Origin of the sequence: Petroclostridium xylanilyticum, assembly GCF_002252565.1 — a bacterium.
In the GTDB taxonomy this organism is placed as follows: domain Bacteria; phylum Bacillota; class Clostridia; order SK-Y3; family SK-Y3; genus Petroclostridium; species Petroclostridium xylanilyticum.
Genome location: NZ_NPML01000011.1, coordinates 200,881 through 226,109 on the forward strand (window position 1 = coordinate 200,881; position 25,229 = coordinate 226,109).

Here is a 25,229-nt window from a genome sequence, read left to right on the forward strand (position 1 = left end):
TCAGCCCCAAATGCATATTGATTTCCATCTCCATAAACTCCAAACAGATCTTTTGCCAGCTATATATATTCATAAAAGCCTTTTTTGGCTTTCTTTCCAATAAATCCGGCATCAACCATATTTTTCATATGAATACATGGTTTATATTTAGGGTCTAATGTGGCATCATAAATACTCTTCATGCTGTGATATATAACGTCAATTCCTATCAGGTCTGCCAGTTTTAATGGACCAAATTTAAGATTTAAACCTTTTTTCATGATTTCATCAATAATTTCTGGCTTGTTTGCATATTGTTCGAAATATAATGTAGCTGCTTCATTGATCATCGGTACTAACATTCTATTAAATACAAACCCGGGAGAATCCGTTACTATAAAAGCCTCTTTAGATATATCAGTTATTAAACTTACAGCTTTTTCTATTATTAAATCGTTCGTTCTTAACCCCTTTACAATTTCAACCATATCCATCAAGGGAACTGGTGAAAAAAAGTGCATCCCTATAAACCTTTCAGGTTTATTAATAACTGAGCCCAGTTCTGTTATGGATATAGTAGATGTATTGGATGCAACTATTGTTTTATCATTTAGATATAAATTCATACTGGAGAGAATATTCTTCTTTAAATTCTTGTCTTCAGAGACCGTTTCAATTATTACATCCAAGTTTTGTATTTCTTTGATATCATCAACCAAATTGCAACATTTAATATTCCGTGAAATTTGTTCCATTTCCTCATTAGAAATTCTATTTTGTTTTAATTCATGTCTTAAGTAATCATAAATCTCATCTTTAAAATTTACTCTTCGCCCAAATATAAATACTTCATACTTATTTACAGCAAAAACATGTGCAATTCCTTTTCCCATCAAGCCATGTCCAATAATTCCTATCTTTTGATTTTTCAATGTATCACCCCTTCCAATTCATCTACTACTTGCTTACTATTCAGCTTTAAATCACTATAAAAAAGAATTTCGTTTAACAATTCATTAAAATCATTTTTAACTTTTTGTGTTAAACCATTTTTATCATTAAACTTTGTAAAATATAGTGTTAATGTATCCTTATATCCTGAGGCAGATATTACCGGTAATCCAGAGTATGGAAAAGACATCGCAATAGATATATCTTCTACAGCATCCCCAAAAGGCTTTACAAAATCATCCAACTTTCCAACATTAGTCGTTACTAATGTGCGAAGCGACCATTCTTTGAGACTATTTCCCACTGCTGATTTCCAGATTTTTTTCTGAATGGCAATTGGAAACATACTTATTGACACGAATGACATAACATTTCCGATACCCTCCTGCTTTTCCCTAAAAGCTTTAAGCTTTTTAGCAAATCCTGGCAAATCATCTGCATCTTTGAGGTCTACAGTAAAAAAATCCCTTCCTGCATAATTGGTAATAGTTAATACATCATCCTTTATATATCCTCTTAAATCAATCCCTATTGATAAACAGGCATGAGAGGAAGGTTCTTTTAAATTCATATTGTATTTATTCGTCAATTTTAGAGTAAAGTATAGAATTATATCATTTATTGTAAACCCATAATCCTTATAATAGAGTTTTAATTTTTTCAAATCTTCTTTTCTTATGATAAGCCTCTCAATACTTTCCCCACTGCCGTTATTACTGTCATCAAAATCCATTTTAATTAAAGGTTTGTAAGAGTCCATTGAGGGTGTCTCTGTTTTAAGAAATGTTTTAATGGCTTTAATGACACCATAAGAAAATATCAATTTAGGTAATGTGCGGTAAATTTTTTTAGGTTTTAGAGCTTTATTATGCAAAAGGGCATTATAGTAACTTCCAATTAATCCAATGAGATAGCTATTTCCTCTAGGATCAGCAAAACTATGATGGGTACAAAAAACTATAACCTTTTTTTCAGTTTCTTCATTGTAGAATACTATTACCTTTAAAGGCGGTTCTTTTTCTAAGTTTAACCGTTTATCCTTTAATTGTAAAAATTTCGAATAAGCATCATCGTAAAAGTGTTTTTTGTCAACTCTAATTGTACGAATGATTTGATTAATATTAAAATTTTCTATTGGCACCCACCTATCTCGCCAATACCCTTTAGTAAATTTACATGACAGAATAGGTATATCCTTTACAACACATTTTAAGCTTTCTTTTAAAATTTCAATATTAAAGTTTTCATTCACATAAGTTATGAAATAGAAGGTTTGGCAGCCTATATCTTTGTCCATTTCCCAGTATGCACTTTCTAAAATAGTTGCTTTAATGGGCTTATTTTTCAAGAGACTCCCCTCCTTATTATAGTCAGAACTATTCATTATTGTTTTACCTTGTCTTTGGCGAGAATTTCATTTAGCAGTTCAGTAAATTCATTTTTAATTTTTTGAGTTAAACAATTTCTATCATTATACTTCACAAAATACAATGTTAATGTACCCTTATATCCTGAGATAAGCAATGATGGGAATCCATGGACTCCTGCAGATGGAATAACAGATATACTATCGATACCCTCTCCAAAGGGCTTTAGATAATCATCTAGCTTTCCAAAATTAGTTACTCCCATCCCTGAGTATGATTGCATTGCCAAACCATTCATTATTTTACTCATAATTTTTTCTAGAAGGCCAACTGGAAATATGCTTGTTAAAAGGATTGGATAAAAAAAACCCAAACCAAGAGGTCTTTTCTTTAAAGCCTTGAAATCTTCTGAAATTTTATACAGATTATCTATATCTTTACTATTTATCATAACTGGCTCAGGCGCAAAATAATTAGCTATACTTAATGCATCCTCTTTAAAATACCTTCTCAGATCAACCAACATTCCTGTAGCCAGTTGAGAATTAGGTTCTTCTAAGTCCATGTTATATTTATTAGTGAGTTTTAATACAAGATATAAAAATATATCATTTACTGTGAATTTAAAAGGTTTATACAAGTCTTTTAATTTATTAAGGTCATTATTACTGATCATAATTTTTTCAATACCTACATTGTTGTAGTCAATATTCGTATCATTGATATTGTCGAGTTCCAGTACAGGCTTTATAGGTTCCATTGTATTAACTTTTTTACGCATTAAAGAAATAGTTTCAAAGAAATTAGCCATACTGATAGAAAATACTAGTTTGGATATTTTTCGTACATTTCTCCTTGGCGGAGTACATGTTGTATTATTTAAAATAGCATTATAATACTCTCCAATTATCTTTATTGCCTGTAACCACCCTCGCCCGTCAGCTAAACAATGATGCAAACAAAAAGCTATCATCTTATTTCCAATTTGTTCATTATAAAATATCTTTACTTTGAAAGGCGGTTCACTTTGTATGTTTATATACTTATCCTTTAACTGAATAAATTGATTATATGCTTCATCATAAAAAGAATCTTTATCCTGAAAAGAATTATTATCTACACAGATTGTTTTGATAAATTGATTGACATCAAGATTTTCTATTGGTACCCATTTATCCCTCCAATACCCCCTGGATATTTTGCATGATAAAATTGGTATGTCCTTTACAGCTTGTTTTATACTCTCTGCCAAAATTTTAATGTTAAAATCATCTTTTACATAAAGTAAGATATACCAAGTATTACATGTTGCATTATCTTCCATAATACGCATGCAGCTGTCCATAACATTTGCTTTTATAAACTTACTCTTCATCACATTTCCCCCTTATGCGATTAGGTTAAGCAATTCAATAGGGTTCTTTTATACTTTTGACGTTTAGACTGTTAGTAATGCTGATGCAAAAACATAGTCTTTCTCAAATTTTACTCTTATTTTAATAAGGTATTTTAAATTATCAATACTCAAACTATATTCCACGTCATTAGCACTAGGATCAATATTAACGGAAAAATTATTAAATCCAAGAGAAAGCCCCACACCTATGGCTTTACAAATCGCTTCCTTTTGCACCCAGGCTTTATAAAAGGATCGTATCCGGTTTAATTTATTATACTTGCTATATATAGCCAGCTCATCTGGTGAAAAAACACTGCTGGCTAAGAGGAAGTGATTCAGCTTTGGATTTATTTTTTCTATATCAACACCGATATCTCCATTTTTAGCTATACCGACAAATAAATATTCTTTTGAATGTGAAATATTAAAATGGAAAGCTTTATTCACACTATAAGAAATAAGCGGTTTCCCATAATCAGTATATTCATATTTTATTTCATAAGGATTTATATCTAAAAAACTACTATGAATAATTCGTGTAATACCTTTACGCAAGCAAAATAAACGTCTTGTTTCTTCATTTCTTATTTCTTGACTCTTTCTTGTCTCTTCATCTGAAAGGCACTGCTTGATAACTTCTATATATGTATAAAAATCCCTCACATCAATAATCCATGCATTGTAATCCTTTAGGTCTGGTATATGAGATAGAAAAATCTTATTTTTAATGTCCCGTAACGACATAAAGAATTAATGCGTAGAAGAAACACATTTCATGAGTTCTTCAACTTTTTTTTCATCAATGTTATTGGGATGCTCCGGGTCCAGTTTTAATTTCTTTACAAGAATTGATATCATCATCCTGATAAAAAAGTTCTGTTTTTTTACATCTACTTTACCACCTAAATAAAAAATCTCATACCTGTTTGATGGAATATAATTCTTTACGCTGCGACTGACAATTTTTTCGTACTCTGATTCAGACCCTAAAGCATGAACAAAAAAGATAATTTTTTTAGATTTTAAAATTGACGTATTTTTTTCTATAAATTTAATAACATCAGGTGCCAAACTTCCTGCATAAACTCCAGACCCAATAAATACTCTGTTATATTGATTTAGATTTATAACAGGTTTATCCTTTATATTAAATACATCAACCTTATTTTTTGCTGCCATCTTCATTTTTTCTGCAGTTTCTTTTGTAGTACCGCCCTCTGTACTATACACAATAACATCTTTGATCATAATAAATCCCTCTTTTTTAAATTAAATTAAATTCCTTAACTAATTCTTCAACAACTTTTTTACATCCCATTGAATTAAGAAAAAACTGTCTCATTTTCTCCAAGCCTGATTTTGTACTATCATCATTGAGCACTTTGATAATTTCTTCTCGTAATTTATCTGTTCTAATTTTTTTATAGGGATAAAAGCTGCCACATTTGTGATATTTGACAAGTCTTCCCATCTCATAAGTCTCATCACTACCAGGACAAACCAACAGCGGAGTCATGCCAAGGATAGAATCAGTAACGCTGCTGGCTCCACCATGACTGATAAATAACACAGACTTACTTATCATATTTTTATACTCTGTTGGAGTCAAGTTGTCATATATTGTTACATGGTCGGGAATAGTTTTCATGTTAATTTTATTCTGTTTATTACCGGCCAATGTGATAGCCACCTTATAGCCAAGATCTTTGGTCGCATTTATACAAGCCTCCCATAATGCATTGTTAGACTGAACAGTTCCTATACTAACAAATATAAGTTTATTATCTTTTGGCAAAATACTATGTTCAGTATTTGTAGGTCCCATAAACCTTACATTATCAGGTATGGCATGTCCATTAGGATGAAACTCTTTAGAGGTAGTAACTATGGTAAATTCACCTTGATGGTCCATGATATCCGGTGGGTTATCACATAAATTACCATATTTCTTATCTATGCGTTTTTTAATCATCATGCTTTGAATAAAGGTTGGCATGTTTAATAGCATAGATTTAATTGCTCCAGGTGGTATTTTCTTTTCTCCGGCACCTACAAATATAGTAAACAAGAGAGCTAAAGGAATATTGTACAACCGTGCAACAATTTTTCCCCATATACTTAAGGGGTCACACATAATCAAATCCGGTTTTTCTTTTTCGACTTCTTTTATTAGAAACGGCATCAGCATATCTGTGAATGAATACAGCATATGCAGTAGAGCTACTAGATTCTGTATTATTTTACCTGAAATTTTAGCTTTCTCGCTGTAATATTCTGCAAAATTGTCAGGATATTTACGTACTTCAATATTGTTATATCCTTCAAATTTATGAAAATGTTCTTCAAGTGTATAATAAAGTAATTTAACATTCTTATCTGCCAGTTCTTTACATAAATTGATTGATACATTTACATGTCCTACAGCCGGGAAACTAATAAACATTACCTTTTTCAAAGATTCTTCCCCCTTTCTCTCTTCTTGTTGTTCTAATTCATTTCATTCACTAAAACGGTTGCTCAAATCATGCCACCCAAAAATATTTAATATTTTTTAAAAACAAGTGTGGCATTATGTCCTCCAAAGCCAAAGGAATTTGATAGTGCTGCACGAATATCCTTTTCCCTAGCCTGGTTCGGAATGTAGTCAAGATCCAATTCCGGATCAGGATCATGATAATTAATTGTTGGTGTAAGTATCTTATTATAAATACTTAATACAGTTATGATACCTTCAATAGCTCCAGCAGCGCCAAGTGTATGCCCAACCATTGACTTTGACGATGATACGCCTATTTTTTTCGCTCTTTTACCAAAGCATTCTTTGATGGCCATTGTTTCATATTTGTCATTTAAATAGGTAGATGTGCCATGTGCATTGATATAATCAATTTCATCATAATTTACCCTAGCATCTGCCAGCGCCATTTTCATGGTTTTTGCCATTCCACCCCCATTTTCCTTAGGAGCGGTAATATCTGCCGCCTCGCTAGTTATTGCATACCCGGCAAGCTCAGCATATATAACTGCATTTCTCTCACGCGCTATTTTTTCTGATTCCAATACCATTACCCCGGCGCCTTCGCCCATTACAAATCCATCACGTGATAGGGTAAAAGGACGGCATGCGGTTTCCGGTGAATCATTCCTTACAGACATGGCCATTATTTGGTTAAAACCTTTAATGTATTCAGGTTCAATACTTGAATCAACTCCACCTGCAATAACAATATCAGCAAGACCGGATTTTATCATTTGATGACCTAGTCCAATGGCATAGGCAGAAGAAGCACAGGCTGTAGAAACATTAAAATTGGGACCTTCCAAACCGTAAAGAAGGGAAATCCAGGCGCTTGGCGCATTCGGCATTGATTTAACAACAATGTGAGAATCGGACTGGTTTCGTTCCATGTCATTATATGAAGTAGTGATTACCCCCATGATAACGGCAATTCGCACCCTATCATAATTATCAAAATTGATACTGCTATTCTTAATTGCTTCATCAGCCGCAACCATTGACATTCTAGTTGTTCTTGTCATTTGTTTTCTATTTCTTCGCGGTATTATTTTTTCAGCAAGTTGTTCAAACTCCGGACTAACTTCCGCAGCAATCTGAGTCTCATGATTGCTGGCATCAAATAAAGATATTTTCTTAACACCTGAGCGGCCTGCCAATAGATTTTGCCAGGTTGTTTCCAGATTCACTCCAAGAGAGGTGACCATCCCCATCCCGGTTATAACAGTTTTATTTTCATTATTCATAGACACACCCTCCACTAAGAAACTCAAAATTTATTTGTTATCAATTATTAAAAACAGCTAAATCTAGTGGTTGATAAATATCATCCTGCAACCTTTGGCGGTTATCTAAAAGGCACTCTATAATCTTTTGATGTCCTATGCGTTTCAGCATACTGGCGGGATCTTCAGATAATCCTAGAACTTCTTTAACCGCTTCATTGATTTTATCTTTTTCAACATTTTGATTATGTATTATAAAAGCTATTTCATTTATAAGAAGGCTTTGCAACCTTAGTATTATATTTCGCTTATAATCATTTAACTCTGCTTCAGAAACTTTTTTAAACTCTACCGGATGCTCCTGTTCATAGGCACTAAGTCCCTTATTGCCGATCCCTCCCGGATAACTCTCCTCTATTAGTTTTTTGCCTTTATTATATAAAGGAATGAAAAGCTTTCTATAACGGTCATTAACAAAATTTTCAATGCTCTCTAAAATAATGCTTATGCCGGTAGAATCAACAATTTCAAATAATCCCAAGCTTAACAGTTGCTCTTTTAACAGCTTATCAATTTCTTCTATAGTTAAATAATGTTCTTCATAAATTCTATATGCCTGTGTTGTTAATATCGAAAGCATTTTAGTCAAAACCATGTTTGCATTTTCTTCTAACTCAAAAGGGTTTTTACCGATATTTGTCAATACACTGCGTACCATTTCAACATAATCTTTTCCGGTAGACGACGTTTTATTGATTTCAACGGTTCTCATAACCTTTACCGGATAAAAGAAATGCATTCCCATGCATCTGTCCTTCTTTATACATTTTTCAAAAACAATCTGTAGCGGTATGGATGAGGTGTTGGATGCTAAAATACAGTCCTGTCTTACGATGGCCTCTACCTTTTCAAAAACATCCTGCTTCAGTTTTTTATCTTCATAAACCGATTCAATAACGAGGTCACAGTTTTTCAAAGCAGATAAGTCATTGGATATTATAAAGGAGTTAGTTTTTTTTTCATAGGTAGATTCAGTTATATAACCTCTCTTTAGCATTTTTTTTAATTGTTTTTCAATGGAAGCTGTTATCTCTTCAATATCCTCCGATTTCCTACAAATCATAACCATATTATAGTCAAATTGGAAGAATTCATTAAATATATCTCTTCCCATTTTTCCTTTGCCTATAATACCGATTTCCATTTTATTACTCCCCTCGATTTATACTGTTTTATCATTGTGATTTTCATACATAGACAAAAATTTCTTACCTGATTTTGCACTAACCTTATACAACTCTGCGATTTTACCATAAAAAACATCTTCAGGAAGCTTTGTTTTTAAGACACTATTGGTAAGATTATAGTATTCATAATCTCTAATAATTATTTGATCCTGCAGTTCATCCCATTGTTCTGTCCCAGGGAATGGCGTCAAAATAGTCAAAGCGGAATTATAAATAGGGTTGTCTTCTATAAAACGTCCAACTCTCTCAAAATCCTCTTCATCATAATCAGGCCGAATAATATAGTTTCCATTTACATAGATTCCGGCTTCGTTTAATATCTTTAACGCTTCTTTTATTGTTTCGACGGAACAGTCTTTTCCGTATTTTTCTAGCTCGTCGTCGCTTGTAGCCTCAAGACCACAAACTGTCACTTTTAATCCGGCTTTAGCGGCTAGTTGTATGATCTCGGGGTGCCGTACTACTGTGTCTGTTCGTACATCACCCATATAGGCATGATCTTTATTCAATCCTTCTTCAATAATCCTAGTGAATAATTCCTTCGTTTTTTTAATATCGCCAAATGTGTTGGCATCACAAAACCGTATCAAATAGTATTGTTCCATTTGTTTGAGTTCATTGATAATGGATTCAATATCACGGTGGAAATAAAACCCGTTGGTCATCCTCCATAAATAACAAAAATTACATCTATGTGTACAGCCTTGTGAAGTACTAATATAATGAATTTTCTTTTTTATATGTGGTATTGTATAGTTATATTTATCAGTCAGAGCCCTATTTGGCAGCATTTCATCAAGCAGATAATTCTCCTTGAATTCTTTATAACTCATGTCGCTTAACGGCCTAGTATAATACAAACTATTTCCTGTGTTGATGGCCAGTCCTGGGATTTTTGAGTAATCGGCTTTCTCCCTGTTCTTTTTAAATTCTTGAACAATATGGTAATAACTGTGTTTCCCTAAACCTACGGATATGATATCTGCTTTTGAACCTATGAAATCCTGTGGACATGATGTAGGGTGAATACCGCCGATAGTAGTCAGAATCTTATTGTTTACTTTTTTTACTGTTTCAAGCAGTTTGATTACACAATTATACTGTGCAGTTAAACAGGTGAAACTGACAATATCAGGTTTAAAAATATTGATTTCTTTAATAAGCTCCTCTATATAATCATAATCAGGATTAATATCCATTTCTGCCTTTTGATCAAGAATGATAACATTCTCTTCGGGCAGCATTCCTGCAAGAACATTCAATGCTAAAGGAGGTCCTACCAATACCCGCTTTGCAATGGCTTTTCTACCCTCTTCATCACAATAGTCATATATTATGAATCTATTAGGAATTGGTGGGTTTACAAGCAATATATTCATTCCTTCATCCCCTCACTCATTAATATTATTCAACGTACTTAAGTGTAAATCCAGCTTGCATAAACTTACTTACTTCCATTACAAAGCTAAATATCAAATCACCATTTTCAAAACTGCGATTTTTTAATAGATAATCAATTGACATGATAGCCGCCGGTGGTCCCGGATAACCGATTTGTTCTACTGCACTGTAAAATTTATCTAGTCCAATTCCTAATTCAGTGCATTCTTGCATTATATGCTCACGAACGGATTTTGACGGCATATTAATCACAAAATACTTTAAAGGAGTGAGATCGATATTCTGAAGAGCAAGCATTCTTTTTAGTGCATTATAAAAAATTGTCTTGCCGTTGCTTTCTGTATGAGCAAAGTCTTCCATCTGATTTAAATAAACCTGTCTAATATGATGGGCACCTTCCTCATAATTCTTTAGAGGATTATTCCAATGGTAAGGGAGCCTGTTCCCCATGGCTGACTTCTTTTTTCCTCCCGCAGACTCAATATAGGTGTTTTCCAAGTAAAAGCCTTTTTTCTTTTCATCGTCAGCTGTTAGAACAAATGCACCGCCACCGTCACATAAGTACCAGCGTAAAAAGATATCTTCTTTAGTAACTTTCTCCTGATTATAAAACTCAGGGACAAAAAACGAACTGGAAACACATGAAGAAACAACTAGTGCATTTTTATATTCACCAGTTTGTAAATATGTATGGGCTAATTTTATAGCTTTATAAACAGATGTACAATTTGCATGGATATGAAACTCACCGCAGATTTCAATTGCAAGTTCTTCCTGTATTCGTGTTGATATTGCAGGCATTTGCTCAGAATAATTACCGCCATAAATTAGAAGATCGATGTCTTTTGCTTCCATTCCGGCATCTTCCAAGGCTAACTTGGCAGCTTTTACAGACAAACTTAAATTATCGTCATCAAATGTGCGGGTTTTATTATTGAATGCATAATAAACATACTCTACACCAAGCATTTCGGCCATCAATGGTTGAACTTTTTCTATCCACTTCTGAAGTTTTACCGGCGCTTTCGTAAGCTGTCCGAGGTAATCATTGATTTGGTCAAATTTTATGGGTTGTCCGGGAAGATATGAACCTGTTCCCGCTAGTCTCACATTTTTCCACATGTTATGTACCCCCTCCCTTGCTTATTTTTAATACTCAGATAAATTTCATTAAAATTTTTTAAATACATCTTGATATTTGTTTTGGAATATGTCATTTTACTTTGTAAAATATATTTCATCAATTCTTCACAATAGGACAAAGTCTCTTTTTTACTGACAATACCATCAACAATTCCCATTTTCAAAGCATCTTCTGCAGAAAAGGTTTCACCGCTTAACACTAATTCAAGAGCTTTCCCAAGACCGCATAATTCTACGCATCTTAAAGTACCACTCAAAGCTGGTATAAACCCAAATGTTGACTCAGGTAGACCCAATGTACTGCCGTTGCCACAAATACGGATATGGCTGCACAAGGCCAATTCCAAGCCTGCCCCAATACAAAAACCGTTAATAGCGCTTATAACCGGTATATTATGGTTGTAAAAAAAATCAAATGAATTCCGATCTTGCTGATGCCCCATGGGATAGGTTACCAAATTACCATCACTATCAAATGAAGCTTGATTTGAAACAAGTTCCTTAAGCCTGTCTACCTCAACACCGGAACTATAATGCCTCCCGTTGCCCGTTATTATGATTCCTTTAACTTTGGAATGAGCAATATATCGAGTGACAAGTTCACTAAGTTCTGTAAGAAACAAAGTTGTCATTTTATTTGCAGGCGGATCGTTAATGACAACATATCCTATATCTTCTTTTTCTTCAAAAATAACTTTGTTCAATTCAATCTTCATATTACGACCTCATTTTCAAATAACTTTTAACAATCAAAGCGCAAAACTGTTTAGCTTCTTCTTCAAGCAGTAATTTCCGGTCAGCCTTTAAACCAAGAAGTTTATAATTGTTAAAGCATTTTATTATAGATTTAATATGATAATTATCCTTATTACTTATGATTCTATTTACATATTTTTGAACTTCATTTTGTATATCATCTATATCAATTATTTGATTTATTAGCCGCTGGACATAAACATCATCCAAATATAAGGTCTTTTTCAATAGGTTCCTGTATCCGTCGACATTTATTTCATTTCCCATAAGCAGCTGACACCGCTCTTCAAAATTAAAAACAAATTTGGAGTCGTCATCCGGAAACCGAATAGAAATATTTTTTCCACTCAGACGGATGTCGAACATCATCATCAACTCCAATAATTCATCGTAACAATCAGTATCAACTACTATAATAGAAAGAATGGGAAGTGAATTCAGCCATTTATATAACTCCAATTTTTGAGCTTGGGGCTTATTGCATGGAATATGCTGACTATTCCATATAACCGCAAAAACAACAATTTTATCACTGGCGATATTTTCATCGATTAATTGTTTATGGCTAAAAATATCATTGAAATCAGTAATGTCTAAAAAAGCAATAGAGTTTTGTATGAGCAAATGAGATTGTCCGTTTACTGTAACCATACTATCCCTCTTTATCTAATTCATTTTTAATAAAGTCAGGAAGTTCATGCACTATTCTTTCAAAGGATACTAAAATCATTTTTCCGGTTGCTTTGGCAACCTTCTTATTTGTGTTTACAAAATAAATATCTTGATCGGTTATCAAGTACTGGTCTTCATATTTCCAATGGGTTTTTACAACTGCTTTGTCAAACATCTTTAGTTCACGTATATAACGGATATTTGTCTCAACAACTACCGGAAAAAGCATTTCGCTTTTCAAAAAATCCATCCATTTCATCTCATCAAAAAATTTCCATCGGGCTTCTTCTAAATAATTCAAATAAACAGCGTTGTTGACATGACCAAATGAATCTAATTCATAGCCTCTGACTTCAAAGAAAAACTCATGCTTCATTTTACCAATTCTCCTTGCTTCTTTCTTACGGTTTGGTTAATCAGAATCTTTTTTAAAATCGATAGTCTCCAGCACATATAAATATCATGCCCCAAACAAACAATACCATAGTATAAATGAATTAACCAATTTATACCTGTAAGATTCATTTCATGATTAAGAAGTATCCCATTTTCTTTTTGAATAAACTCAAACTTCCCTTTTCCTGTGAGCAAACCTGAAAAAACAACGCTAAATCCCTTGTTATCGGGAAGGATTTCTTCACATATTATTTTATAGCTAAACGGAGGAAATATAATGTGAAATGTAGTAACACATCCTGGATCAAAATACGCTTTATCGGAAGTCATCCATACAAATGGAAGAAAGTTAAACCATTTGTGCAATTTTTTATTATCATAAAGCTGTTCGATAAAATCCTCAATAGTTGTTTCATCTGACGCCATAAACAAATGACTAACTAAATTGTATTCTTTTTTTTCTTTAGATAGCAAGCTTTCGAACATTTTTATCATTTTAACACAACCTATATATTTTCAACTAACTTTAAAAACATTTCACTTTCGTATTCCATAGCGATTGCGTCTTTCTCGACAGCCGATTTATTTACTGATTGTATAATACTCCTTATTTGTTGATGTGATTTATTTTTCGTTAATTCATTTATAAATTGAACTGCCGCAGATAAATGTGTTTTATTAGGAACAATTTTGTCAACCAAACCTAAACTATAAGACTCTTCCCCATTGATAGTCCTTCCAGTTATAATTATCTCTAACGCTTTGCTTTTACCGACTATTCTCGACAACCTAATGGTACCAGTTAATCCTGGCATAATGCCGATATTGGATTCAGGAAAGGCTAATAAAGCATTAGCCGTGCCTATCCTGAACTGACAACTTAAAGCAATTTCCAATCCGGCGCCAAAACATATTCCACTTATTGCCGCTACAGTGATAATAGGCAGCGATTCTATGTAATTCAGGATATCCCTACCCTTTTTCAATGCTTCTCTTAGATAACCGGGATTGTCTTTATTGGCTCTGATGTTATCCACATCGGCTCCAGCTGAAAAATGCCTTCCCTTTCCAGTTATTATTAAACCTTTTAGTCTTTGTTCGGATATCCACTCTTTTAAAAAACTCAAATCCAAAAAATCCGGCTGGGGTATTTTATTCTGGCTTCCATTATCAATTGTAAGAATTCCAATTTGATTTACTTCTTCAAAACAGACTACCCCTGATTTTTTTTCTTCTGAATACGTCATCCCGTATCATGCTCCCAAATTTACAATATCATTCTCATGCTGATAAATTAAGAAAGTAGTTTCAATGACTTGTCCAATCGTTTCTGCCGGATTCTTAAGCAAATACTTTCCAATTGTCTGAAGCTGAATATTTAAATCATACTTCTTTTTAATTAGTTCAACAAGTTCAACAAACAATAAAGAATCACCATCTAAATCATCGGTAATGTTTGTTTCTTCATTTAATTCAGATAATTCAACTTCACATTCCTCTGCAAAAAACTCATAAATCATTTCTCTTAATTCTTCTTTGATTTCTGGTGTTAAATTTCTCATAAAAAACCTCCTAATTCATTTAGTTTTATTTATTTAAATTTTATTTGAATTGTTATAAAATAAACTTATTTACTTCAATATCCCATGTTTTCTCGCCAATTTTTCCACTATATTGCAAAAATCATCTATAGGATCGCTACAATCAAATTTGCAAGTAATTTCTCTGCAATTTTTGGCAACAACACTTGAATTTATAAGTTTATCCAGTTTATTTGCTATATCTTGTGCATTATATTTACTCCAATTTATGGTATCCCCTACTCCTAACTCTTTTAATCTATATGCGGTATCATAATGTTCAGGAAACGTAGGTACAACAAGATGTGGAATACCTGCCCTTAATCCCTGTGAACAGGTACCTATCCCCCCATGATATACCATAGCAGCAGCTCGTGGAAGTATTGTATCTAAAGGAATATATCTAAATACCTTTACACATGAAGGCAAATTTTTAGGAACTTTTTTGTCATAACATCCAACAAATATACCTCGTTTTTTTAGTTTTTCACAAGCATATGCAGATTCTATAAAGAATTTATCATTTTCCTGCAACTGTGATCCCGGATTAAATATAATGGGTGGTTCACCCTCTGCTATATACTCTTCAACTTCCCTCGGTAATTTTTGAGTTTGTTCTCCTTCATAAATCGGAAAGCCCAGTACTTCAGTTTGAGGAGGCCAATCAGGTTGTGGTTTTGCAAACCACTCAGGTGTCATACAGATGACTTTATCTGGTGAAAACCTTAGTTTATATTCCTTGTATTTACTCAGCTCGATATCACCGTCATGGAATTGCTCAAATAGTGGTTTAAAAAGAATGAAGTCTTCAAAAAATGATCTCCAAAATCGTTTGACAAACCTAGGCATCCACTCAGGCAAATTGGGTTGTTGAGCCGGGCGGTACTTTGAATGAAAATAAAAAGGCACTAATACCACAGTTATTCCCGGAATATTTAATTTATCTTGTGCATACCTTGCTCCATAACATATATAATTATTAATGAGCAGAGTATTTCCTGGTTGGCAGTTATTATATATATACTCGTATATTGGCCTTGTCGAATTAAGGAATAATTTCCCAAGAGACTCAATAACCTTTTTTAGATTGGCATTTTTGGCCGCACCTTGTTCCCATATTAAACCTTCATTTACAATATATGATAAAGCATTTTCAAAATCTTCTTTAGAACTTACAGAATGAAATCCAAGTTCTGCTTTGCGTATCTCGGCTTCAAATTTAGAATTAGCTAATAATACGACATTATGTCCTCTTTTTCGAAGAGCAGTTCCAATTGAAATATATGGAAGAACATCACCCCAGGTACCTGCTGTTGAAATTATAATGTTCACCTATCTACTCTCCCTTCTTTTTATATAACTTTACATTAATGTTTTACTTGTTGTTTTATGAATTTAATGATAATTTTTTCTTTTCTTTCAAATATTCTTTTCTGTCTTTTTTGTCTTTTAAATCAATCAACAAGCAAAATATTTTGGAAAGTATAAGAGCTTTAACCCTATCTTTAAATGAAAACTTTGCATTTAAACTTACTTGTTGCAATAAGTCTTTAATACTTTCTACATTATTGCTATATAGTACATTTGCTTTTTCAATATATTCTTCCAAGCCTAATTCTTTAAACCTTTTACCAGTAGGTTTACCTTCACCGGTCAACCCCCTGAACTTAAAATACTCTGGAAGCATTCCTGGATTGTCACGAACTTTAATTGTTGTTTCCTCAATATACTCATCGTCAATATTGTCATCTTTTTTTCTTACAGGCCACTCATAATCATCTAATCCTATTCCACACAGTACATTAAAAGCATTTTGCAATTGATAAATACGCTCACTTGCATAAAATATATCTTCATCTTTTAAATCAAGATTATATAATCCATTCATAACTTCAGCAAATTCATCAAAATATGCATGTCCCATATTAGGAATTGGATGGATAGCAAAAATACACAATCCCAATGCATCTACTGCATATTTATAATTTTCATGCCACCAAACAACTCGTCCTTTTTTTTCCGGGGTCCCGATTTCTTTTTTCGCATCTACTTTAAAAATATATTTTGCAACTAGATCTGAGAAATAACCTCCGAAAAGCATTGTAAAAGGAAAATTTTTTAAATGATCTCCACCTCTGGTAGAAGTTATATAACCTAATGACCAAGCTAATCTTGCTTTAGCTTGCGTACCAGCTGAAGATTTCTTAATACAAAAGGCATATTGCTCGGCATTTATTTCTTTTGCAGCCCTATATACACCTTCTGCCATCAAATCACCTATGCCCTCACGGCTTACAAGCTTGTGTATGAGATATTCAACATCATCGGTATTGCCGAATTTAACTGTTTTGCCGTCAGTATCTTCTGGTTTAATAATACCTCTCTCTTGACATTCCAGAATCAGACCCAAAACACCCCCAAGTTCAATGTCATCCATTCCATAATAGTCACTTAGCAGTTTTAAATGTATAATGCTAGGCCAGTCAAATATTCCAACTGCAGGACCAACAGATGTTATAGAACCATAATCTATTTTTTCACCCTTTTCACCTTTATACTTTCCTTCTTTTATTTCAAATTTCTTTGCGCAAGCTACAGGACAAGCATAACATGCTGTTTTTTTAGTTACATATTCATATTTAAATTTATTTGAATAAATGTTTTCAGCTTTTGAATCGCTACCAGATTGGCAATTTCTTACAGGTAAATGTCTAATCTTGTTATACCTTTCTACTAGAAATATTGTTCCTTCAATATTTGTATTTTTGGCAAGCATAGAAGAACGGCATGTTTTTAACCATAATTTTTTTATTTTCATAATTTTATTTGCATCGTATACCGGAGGTTTACATTCATTTTTTTCAATAACAATAGCCTTTAAATTTTTTGACCCCATAACACATCCCATACCTGTACGGCCGGCAACATGATTTTCAGACATAATTATACTGGCAAAACGTACAAGCTTCTCTCCTGCAGGACCAATACAGGCTACTTCGCAATTCTTGCCATGACGCTCTAATAGAATCTTTGTTGCTTGATTGGTTAAAGTCCCCCATAAATCAGTAGCGTCTAAAATCTTAATTTCTCCTTGTTTATTTATATGTACATATACCGGCTTTTCCGATTTTCCCATAAATACTAGGTGATCAATTCCAACAGAACGCATATTTATTGTAAAATTTCCACCTATACTTGAATCCCCATAAATATCGGTTATGGGGCTCTTTGCAGTTACAGTACACCGGTTTCCCGCCAATAATCCCGTCCCCACAGCCGGCCCAACGCCAAAAATAAGTACATTTTTTTCCGATAAAGCGTCATGGTATACAGCTTCTGAATCAAAAAGTATCTTTGTATTAATACCGGTACCTCCGATATATTTTTTCCTTACTTCAGGAAATATTTCTTCGCGATATATTCTATTATTGGACAGGTCAATATATATTATATTGTTATCTTTTGTATTCACCATTTATCTCCCCTTAATCGACCTATTCAACCCTCACAATTTAACATCTCTTTTTAAGCATAATATTTACTTAAACAACCATTCTTTCATTGGATTTTATATTTAGATTGGACGCTTTTATTTTCTCTAATATCAATTTACTTTTGAGCAAACTATTATAATTAAAAAATTCGCAATTGGTATTGATTAGTTTGGAAGATTTGGTAAGAGAATCGTTCAAGCTTACTTCAATAAAGCTGTTGATACCCATTTCAGTAACTTTTTCTATAGAGGTTTTCCAGTACATTCGGCTTGCCATATTTTTAATAAGCTCTTTCTTTAAATCTGAAGAATCCTGAATTATATTCTGGTTGTAACATGAAATTACCGGCATCTTACAATTTAAAATATTGATTTTTTCAACAACATTTATATATCTTTCTATTCCACCCAATGCGTATGGTGAGTGAAAAGCATAAGGCACATTTAATTCCTTAACCTTCATGGCACCTTCATTTTCTGCTATTTCTAAAACTTTTTCTACACAACTCTTAATTCCAGATATAATAATGCAATATTCATTATTTTCGCTGGCTATTGAAACATAATCATTTAAACCATTTCTCTGGATCATTCTATCAACATCATCAGAGGTCATACCGACAATCACAGCCATAGATTCTTTTTTTCTAGGAGCATATTGGGCATATTCATATGAACTTAACAGCAGATGTAATCCCGATTCAAAAGAAATTGCTTGTCCGCATGCCAATGCAGTAATCAGACCCATGCTGTATCCGAGAAATATTCCTGGCTTTATTCCGAAATTAATATATGTATGATAAACAATATAATCAATAGTATAGATAGCAATCCAGTCATTGAACATCTTATCATAGTTGGTTATTGAAGAATTAAATAAATAGTGCCACAAGTCTAATTTTATTTCCTTATTTACTTTAGAACAACATTGGTGCAATATTTCTTTTTGTTCTTCATCAAGTAGGTGTAAAAATCTTTGATATTCAGCTCCTACTCCCTGAAAAAGAAAGGCATGTTTTTTCTTAATAAAATTTTCCATTGTCCACCTCTTTAGTCACTACCGATTATAGTCATCATTTTCCACTATATTTTCTGAATCAATTATAATACCACTTTTTTCAATTATCCATATTATTTATTTTATAAAACATCTTTCACCTCTTTCACGCAGTAAAATATATCTCTTAGGCATAGCTCCGCCTTTTTGCGTATAAGCACCTTATACACCGCCTTACATTTCGCTATCATTATAGCTTGTATCAAATTGAATATCAACTTTTTTAATGTAAATTAAATGTAAATTTATGTTAAATAAATGTTAACATTTACGATAGACGATTATATCTTCCATGTAATAAAAATCCCTAATATTAGGAATATTAGAACATACTTCAAATGGTTTGACTGACTACGTAAAAGCCTTGCAGCTTTATGCTCGGGTCTTTGACAGTTATGACATCTCAAATAGCCTCTAAAGCCTTACAATAAGCATATTTACGTGTCAAATTTTACTACTCAAAAGTGCGTACTTTCAAGTGATTTTTCTAAAGTAATATTAAATTTCACATCATAACTGTCGATATGAAAAATAGCAGCAAACGCACTATTCACAATGGATACAAAAAAGTACGCAATTTTTTATTAACAGCAAAATCTTAGAAATCGCTATCCACAAGGGTTTGTAAGCTTTTTCTGTTCTTCAACTGTCAAATACTGTAAAATATTACATAAGTTATTGTATTATGTATTATAAACTATAGTTTTGCAAAAATTGTACCTTATTTATTTTGCAAATTATTACGTCAATTTCTGGCAACTATTTAAAAAGTGCAAAACTATAGATTTTTAATCTGAAAGAAATATTTTTTATCTGTAAATTAATAACTTATCAGAGTTCATATTTCAATATTATAAAATACCAACTTTAATTTCAACTACACTTTAGTGTAGTTAACCTTGGACTGTCAATTTTAATTCTATAGCTCTTGCAACTGCCTCGGCACTGGATTTTGCGCCTAATTTACCGAATATCTGCTTTTTATGATATTTTACTGTATTGATATTGAGGCATAATTCTACAGCTATCTCTTTTTCTGTATATCCTTTTGCAAGTAATTTTAAGACTTGCAATTGCTGACCATTCATCTTATTTTCTACTTTTATTCTCCTAACTTTGTTTGCAGCTTCAGTTTCTTTGAGTTCCTTTAGCTTATACCCGATCTGATATGACAATAACTCAATAATAGCCATTAACTCTTTTTGCATCATTTGATTGATAGTGGACACATCCACATAACCTATAACACTTTCATTAACCCATAACGGGGTGGCATAGCAATACCACTTTTTGAGAATACGGCAATAGTGCTGTTCAGGCCGTATATATACAGACTTTTTTAATGCCATTGCCATTGAAATAGCATTGGTGCCACAGCTCTCTTCCGCAAAAGACATTCCCAGCTTTATTCCCGATTCTTTTGCATACCGTTCTATTAGCATACTGCTGGCTGCAGTTAATAAAATTCCTTGTATATCAGTTAGTAAAAAAATATATTGCCCTGTGACAAAACTTTTAATTTCTTCAATAGAACTGTTGAAGATGGAGATAAGAACCTTATGTTTATTAACTAACAACCGAACTTCATTATCTGTCAGCCTTAGAACCGGCAGTAAAATATCTTTTGGCAGCCCTCTTTCCTTACACCGCTTCCATGATTGGTATACCATTTCCTTCATCAAGCGCATCACCTCTCCATTCTATTTTTGAAAAACACTTCATTATTAAATTAACGTACTTTTAGCAAATATAAATATTCAGTTTAATTTTTATCATGATGGGTCTCCAAAGGGCAGAGATTTAGTACTGCATCTAGCAGCCATTATGCCTGCTATCCTTACAGTGGCTAGTACATCTTTGTGTAGAATATGTATTGATTTAAGCCCATTGAAAATACAAAATTAACATACTATACTTTCCATGATTTTTTTGTCGAAAAGTGTAGATTGTAAAACATTTTTGCAAGAGCGATATATGAATTAGCTAAAGAGTGAGGGGGGAAGTGAAATTTTTAAAAAATGGCAAAAAAATAGACTAATCTGGATAAAACCCTAAATTAGTCTATTTTTTAAACTTTATTTATTTTTATTTAAAATAGTTAACTCCAGCCTCAAAAATCTTCTGATCTTTTTCCCCCGGGACATTTTTCATCACATTGGAACCTATTCTCTCCGAGTGTCCCATTTTGCCTAAAACCCTTCCATCGGGGCTGGTGATGCCTTCTATCGCTTCCACCGATCCATTCGGGTTGAAACGGATATCATAGGTGGGATTGCCATTCATATCTACGTACTGCGTCGCAATCTGTCCATTCTTTGCCAGGGTTTCGATTACATCGGCATTTGCAATAAACCTGCCTTCACCATGGGAAACAGCAATAGTATGGATGTCTCCTGCTTTTACATTGCTAAACCATGGTGAGAGAGTGGAAACTACTTTTGTTTGCACCGTGCATGAAATATGGCGGCCGATGGTATTAAAGGTCAGTGTGGGACAATCCTCATCAATATCCCTGATCTCCCCATAGGGGACCAGTCCCAGCTTGATAAGTGCCTGGAAGCCGTTGCATATCCCCAGCATGAGCCCATCCCTTTGTTGCAGTAAATGCATCACAGCGTCCTTTACTTTTGGGTTTCTAAATGCTGTAGCAATAAACTTCCCGGAACCGTCCGGTTCATCACCGCCGCTGAACCCTCCCGGGATCATGATAATCTGGGAATTATAAATCCTCTTTGCCATTTCTTCCAGAGATTGTTCAATTTCCTGTGGGGAAAGGTTTCGAACAACAAATATATCTACCATTCCGCCAGCTTTTTCAAAGGCCTTTGCAGTGTCATACTCGCAGTTGGTTCCAGGGAAAACAGGCATAAATATCCTTGGCTTTGCAAAGGAGGCATATGGCCTTCCAACCCTTTTCCTTTCATAAATATACTGCTTCGGCTGTCTTTCGAGCGCCGGTGTTCTGGTTGGGAAGATGCTTTCCAGGGGTTCTTCCCATTTTTGCAATATAACATTTAAATCTATCTCTATATCGTTAACAGTAATGACTTCTTTCTCCTGTGTATGCCCTAAAATCTTATAACTCAAACCGGCAAATAATGCGTCCACCGGTTGGTCTTTTTCTATTTCAAGGACTAATGAGCCATAGGAAGGTGTAAACAGGTCCCTTGCATCAATTTTTTCATCAAAACTAAACCCTATTTTATTACCAAAGCACATTTTGCTGATAGCTTCAGACAGTCCTCCGCCTCTTACGGTGTGTGCTGCCAGTACTTTACCCTGTTTGATCAGTTCATGAATGCGGGAATAATTTTTTTCCAGTTGGCTGAAATCCGGAAGTTCATACGCATCACGCTGCAGCGGGAGATAAACAACCTTACTGCCCACCTTTTTAAATTCAGGTGAAATCACATGATTTACATTCACAACATCCAGCGCAAAAGCAACAAGGGTAGGTGGAACTGTTAAATCTTTAAAAGTCCCGGACATACTGTCCTTTCCGCCAATGGCGGGAATGCCCAATCTGGTTTGAACATAATAGGCACCCAGCAAGGCACTAAAAGGTTTCCCCCATTTACTCCTGTCATTCCCCAATCTTTCAAAGTATTCCTGCAGCGTAAGCCTTATTTTTTTATAGTCTCCACCGGCAGCTGCCACCTTTGCAATGGCCTCTAAAATTGCATATACAGCTCCGTGGAAAGGACTCCACTTTGAAACTTTTGGATTATATCCATAAGACATAACAGTGCCCGTTTGTGTATCCCCTTCCAGTACCGGGATTTTTGCAACCATGCTTTCAGCAGGTGTTAACTGATATCTGCCCCCAAAAGGCATGAGTACTGTTCCTGCCCCAATGGTGCTGTCAAACCGCTCAACCAGTCCTTTCTGGCTGCAAACATTTAAATCCTGTAAATTCTTTACCCAGGCGTCCTGAATATTAGATAATGATTCTTCAATGTTTTGCGGTAAAATATTAAAGAAATTATTCTTTTCATCCGGTGCTTTTATCATTACACCGGTATTTTTTACTGCTCCATTGGAATTTAAAAACTCTCTGCTGATATCTACAATGGTATTACCCTTCCAGAACATTCTAAGACGCTCATCGGCTGTAACAACAGCTACCTGGGTAGCTTCCAGATTCTCTTCCCGGGCCGCGTCAATAAATGCCTGTACATTTTCTTTTGATACAATCACAGCCATACGTTCCTGTGATTCCGAAATAGCAAGCTCGGTCCCATCCAGCCCCTCATATTTTTTCGGAATAACATCAAGGTTAATTTCCAATCCGTCAGCCAGTTCGCCAATTGCAACCGAAACACCGCCGGCTCCAAAATCGTTACATTTTTTGATCATGGCAGTAACTTTTGGATTCCTAAACAACCTCTGAATCTTGCGTTCTTCCGGCGGATTACCCTTTTGTACTTCTGCACCACAGGTTTCAAGAGATTCTTCCGTATGCGCCTTGGATGATCCGGTTGCCCCGCCGCAGCCGTCTCTTCCCGTCCTTCCTCCCAGCAGGACCACAACATCCCCCGGGGCCGGCTTTTCCCTTTTAACATTCTTTCTTGGAGCTGCACCAACAACTGCCCCGATTTCCAGCCTTTTTGCAATATATCCCTCGTCATAGATTTCCGCTACCAATCCGGTTGCCAGCCCTACCTGGTTTCCATAGGAACTATACCCTGCTGCTGCCCCGGTGGTAATCTTTCTTTGAGGTAATTTACCGGGGATGGTGTCTTCGATTTTTGTCCTTGGGTCGCCGCTTCCAGTAACGCGCATTGCCTGGTAAACGTAAGTTCGCCCTGATAACGGGTCCCTGATAGCTCCGCCCAGACAGGTTGCTGCTCCTCCAAAAGGTTCTATTTCTGTAGGATGGTTATGGGTCTCATTTTTAAACATTACCAGCCATTCCTGCTCTTCACCATCTACATCCACATTTACTACGATACTGCATGCATTGATCTCATCCGACTCATCCAGATCATTCAGCAGCCCTCTTTTTTTCAATTCTTTCATGCCAATGGTCGCTATATCCATCAGGCATATGGCTTTTTCCTTGTCTCCGTAAACATATTTTCTGGATTCAAGATAACTGTGATATACGGATTCAACAACTTCATTGAAATGAGACTTTTCTATCTCAACATCCCCTATCCTGGTTAAAAACGTAGTATGCCGGCAGTGATCCGACCAGTAGGTATCAATCATTCTCATTTCTGTAACAGTGGGATCTCTTTTTTCCGTATCGCAGAAATATGCCTGGCAAAACTTCAAATCATCCATATCCATCGCAAAACCCATTTCTTTTAGCAAAACCTCAAGGTCTTTTTCCGACATCCCTATGAATCCCTTGACAACCTTAACATCTTCAGGAACAGTAACTGTTATGTCAAGCGTTGAAGGTTTATCCAAGGATGCTTCATGGGCTTCTACAGGATTGATACAATATTCTTTTATCTTTTTATATTGTACATCAGAAATATCACCTTCAAGTACAATCAGCTTTGCAACCCTAACCTGCGGCCTCTCCCCGTGAGTTAAAATCTGAATGCACTGTGCTGCCGAATCCGCTCTCTGATCATACTGTCCGGGCAGGTACTCTATTGCAAATACTTTTGCCTCACTGCCGATCTCTATTTCTTCATCGTAGATATCATCAACAGGAGGTTCAGAAAAAATAGTTCTCCTGGCAGCCTGATATTCCTCTTCTGAAATCCCTTCCACATCATACCGGTTAATAATCCGGACAGATTCCAGTCCTGTCATTCCAAGATTATCCCTGAGGTCCCGGAATAAACTCTGCGCCTCCACGTCAAAACCTTTCTTTTTTTCAACATACACCCTTCGAACTTCCTTGCCCATTATCATAACCTCCTCACTTTATCCTATAGTAAATTCAAAAAACAGCAAGTTCTATATAACGATTTCTGAATTGATTTACATCGAGCTATATCTAAACTTTTACTTTCTATTGTTTACTGTTGCCAAAAAATTATTGTATATTTTTATTTTAATATGTTATTATAAATAAGTAAAGTTAATAT

The 25,229-nt window shown here is 34.4% G+C and carries 21 protein-coding genes; all 21 read right to left on the bottom strand.

Translation table 11 applies throughout. From position 1 onward, the window contains the following. Positions 1 to 59: 59 nt before the first annotated feature. The 21 genes from CIB29_RS06695 to CIB29_RS06795 all read right to left on the bottom strand — a co-directional run bounded on the left by CIB29_RS06695 (position 60) and on the right by CIB29_RS06795 (position 25,047). Positions 60 to 911 carry a 3-hydroxyacyl-CoA dehydrogenase family protein gene (locus tag CIB29_RS06695; RefSeq protein ID WP_094548003.1) on the bottom strand — a complete coding sequence of 284 codons (852 nt, stop codon included), beginning with the start codon at positions 909 to 911 and terminating at the stop codon, positions 60 to 62. Further along, positions 908 to 2,278, bottom strand: coding sequence for a hypothetical protein (locus CIB29_RS06700; RefSeq protein WP_094548006.1), 1,371 nt, complete (start codon positions 2,276 to 2,278; stop codon positions 908 to 910). Before CIB29_RS06700 ends, CIB29_RS06695 begins: the two co-directional genes overlap by 4 nt. A gap of 35 nt (positions 2,279 to 2,313) precedes the next feature. Beyond that, a complete protein-coding gene (locus CIB29_RS06705) occupies positions 2,314 to 3,672 on the bottom strand; it encodes a hypothetical protein (protein ID WP_094548009.1) in 1,359 nt (452 codons plus the stop codon). Positions 3,673 to 3,735: 63 nt separating this feature from the next. Beyond that, positions 3,736 to 4,359 (bottom strand): 4'-phosphopantetheinyl transferase family protein, encoded by a 624-nt coding sequence (locus CIB29_RS06710; protein ID WP_157910228.1) that lies wholly within the window; start codon positions 4,357 to 4,359, stop codon positions 3,736 to 3,738. Positions 4,360 to 4,446: 87 nt separating this feature from the next. After that, positions 4,447 to 4,944: a flavodoxin domain-containing protein gene (locus CIB29_RS06715; RefSeq protein WP_094548014.1), complete on the bottom strand. Its 498-nt coding sequence runs from the start codon at positions 4,942 to 4,944 to the stop codon at positions 4,447 to 4,449. A 16-nt stretch (positions 4,945 to 4,960) separates the two neighbouring features. Beyond that, positions 4,961 to 6,151 carry a glycosyltransferase gene (locus CIB29_RS06720; protein ID WP_094548016.1) on the bottom strand — a complete coding sequence of 397 codons (1,191 nt, stop codon included), beginning with the start codon at positions 6,149 to 6,151 and terminating at the stop codon, positions 4,961 to 4,963. Positions 6,152 to 6,237: 86 nt separating this feature from the next. Further along, positions 6,238 to 7,458: a beta-ketoacyl-[acyl-carrier-protein] synthase family protein gene (locus CIB29_RS06725; RefSeq protein ID WP_094548018.1), complete on the bottom strand. Its 1,221-nt coding sequence runs from the start codon at positions 7,456 to 7,458 to the stop codon at positions 6,238 to 6,240. 40 nt (positions 7,459 to 7,498) lie between these two features. Then, on the bottom strand, positions 7,499 to 8,641 hold the full coding sequence (locus CIB29_RS06730; protein ID WP_094548020.1) for a 3-hydroxyacyl-CoA dehydrogenase family protein: 1,143 nt from the start codon (positions 8,639 to 8,641) through the stop codon (positions 7,499 to 7,501). Positions 8,642 to 8,659: 18 nt separating this feature from the next. Beyond that, positions 8,660 to 10,063, bottom strand: a complete 1,404-nt coding sequence (locus CIB29_RS06735; RefSeq protein ID WP_094548022.1) for a B12-binding domain-containing radical SAM protein — start codon at positions 10,061 to 10,063, stop codon at positions 8,660 to 8,662. 25 nt (positions 10,064 to 10,088) lie between these two features. Beyond that, complete coding sequence (locus CIB29_RS06740; protein WP_094548024.1) at positions 10,089 to 11,207, bottom strand: 3-oxoacyl-ACP synthase III family protein; 1,119 nt, start codon at positions 11,205 to 11,207, stop codon at positions 10,089 to 10,091. Continuing rightward, a complete protein-coding gene (locus CIB29_RS06745; RefSeq protein WP_094548026.1) occupies positions 11,192 to 11,944 on the bottom strand; it encodes an enoyl-CoA hydratase/isomerase family protein in 753 nt (250 codons plus the stop codon). The genes CIB29_RS06740 and CIB29_RS06745 overlap by 16 nt, the downstream gene beginning before the upstream one ends. A 1-nt stretch (position 11,945) precedes the next feature. Then, the gene (locus tag CIB29_RS06750; protein ID WP_094548028.1) at positions 11,946 to 12,635 is read right to left on the bottom strand and encodes a hypothetical protein; all 690 of its coding nucleotides are present in this window, start codon (positions 12,633 to 12,635) and stop codon (positions 11,946 to 11,948) included. A 1-nt stretch (position 12,636) separates the two neighbouring features. Beyond that, positions 12,637 to 13,032: an acyl-CoA thioesterase gene (locus CIB29_RS06755; protein WP_094548031.1), complete on the bottom strand. Its 396-nt coding sequence runs from the start codon at positions 13,030 to 13,032 to the stop codon at positions 12,637 to 12,639. Next, positions 13,029 to 13,547, bottom strand: coding sequence for a hypothetical protein (locus CIB29_RS06760; protein ID WP_094548032.1), 519 nt, complete (start codon positions 13,545 to 13,547; stop codon positions 13,029 to 13,031). The genes CIB29_RS06755 and CIB29_RS06760 overlap by 4 nt, the downstream gene beginning before the upstream one ends. Positions 13,548 to 13,558: 11 nt before the next feature. After that, positions 13,559 to 14,299 carry an enoyl-CoA hydratase/isomerase family protein gene (locus tag CIB29_RS06765; RefSeq protein ID WP_094548035.1) on the bottom strand — a complete coding sequence of 247 codons (741 nt, stop codon included), beginning with the start codon at positions 14,297 to 14,299 and terminating at the stop codon, positions 13,559 to 13,561. Between the two features lie 6 nt (positions 14,300 to 14,305). Continuing rightward, positions 14,306 to 14,614, bottom strand: coding sequence for an acyl carrier protein (locus CIB29_RS06770; RefSeq protein ID WP_094548037.1), 309 nt, complete (start codon positions 14,612 to 14,614; stop codon positions 14,306 to 14,308). 69 nt (positions 14,615 to 14,683) lie between these two features. Beyond that, positions 14,684 to 15,964 carry a glycosyltransferase gene (locus tag CIB29_RS06775; RefSeq protein ID WP_094548040.1) on the bottom strand — a complete coding sequence of 427 codons (1,281 nt, stop codon included), beginning with the start codon at positions 15,962 to 15,964 and terminating at the stop codon, positions 14,684 to 14,686. 55 nt (positions 15,965 to 16,019) lie between these two features. Then, positions 16,020 to 18,107, bottom strand: coding sequence for an aldehyde ferredoxin oxidoreductase family protein (locus CIB29_RS06780; protein ID WP_094548042.1), 2,088 nt, complete (start codon positions 18,105 to 18,107; stop codon positions 16,020 to 16,022). Positions 18,108 to 18,174: 67 nt separating this feature from the next. Then, positions 18,175 to 19,164, bottom strand: coding sequence for an ACP S-malonyltransferase (locus CIB29_RS06785; protein ID WP_094548045.1), 990 nt, complete (start codon positions 19,162 to 19,164; stop codon positions 18,175 to 18,177). A 911-nt stretch (positions 19,165 to 20,075) separates the two neighbouring features. Next, positions 20,076 to 20,861: a LuxR family transcriptional regulator gene (locus CIB29_RS06790; protein ID WP_157910229.1), complete on the bottom strand. Its 786-nt coding sequence runs from the start codon at positions 20,859 to 20,861 to the stop codon at positions 20,076 to 20,078. Positions 20,862 to 21,267: 406 nt separating this feature from the next. Then, positions 21,268 to 25,047 carry a phosphoribosylformylglycinamidine synthase gene (locus tag CIB29_RS06795; RefSeq protein WP_094548049.1) on the bottom strand — a complete coding sequence of 1,260 codons (3,780 nt, stop codon included), beginning with the start codon at positions 25,045 to 25,047 and terminating at the stop codon, positions 21,268 to 21,270. Positions 25,048 to 25,229: the final 182 nt, after the last annotated feature.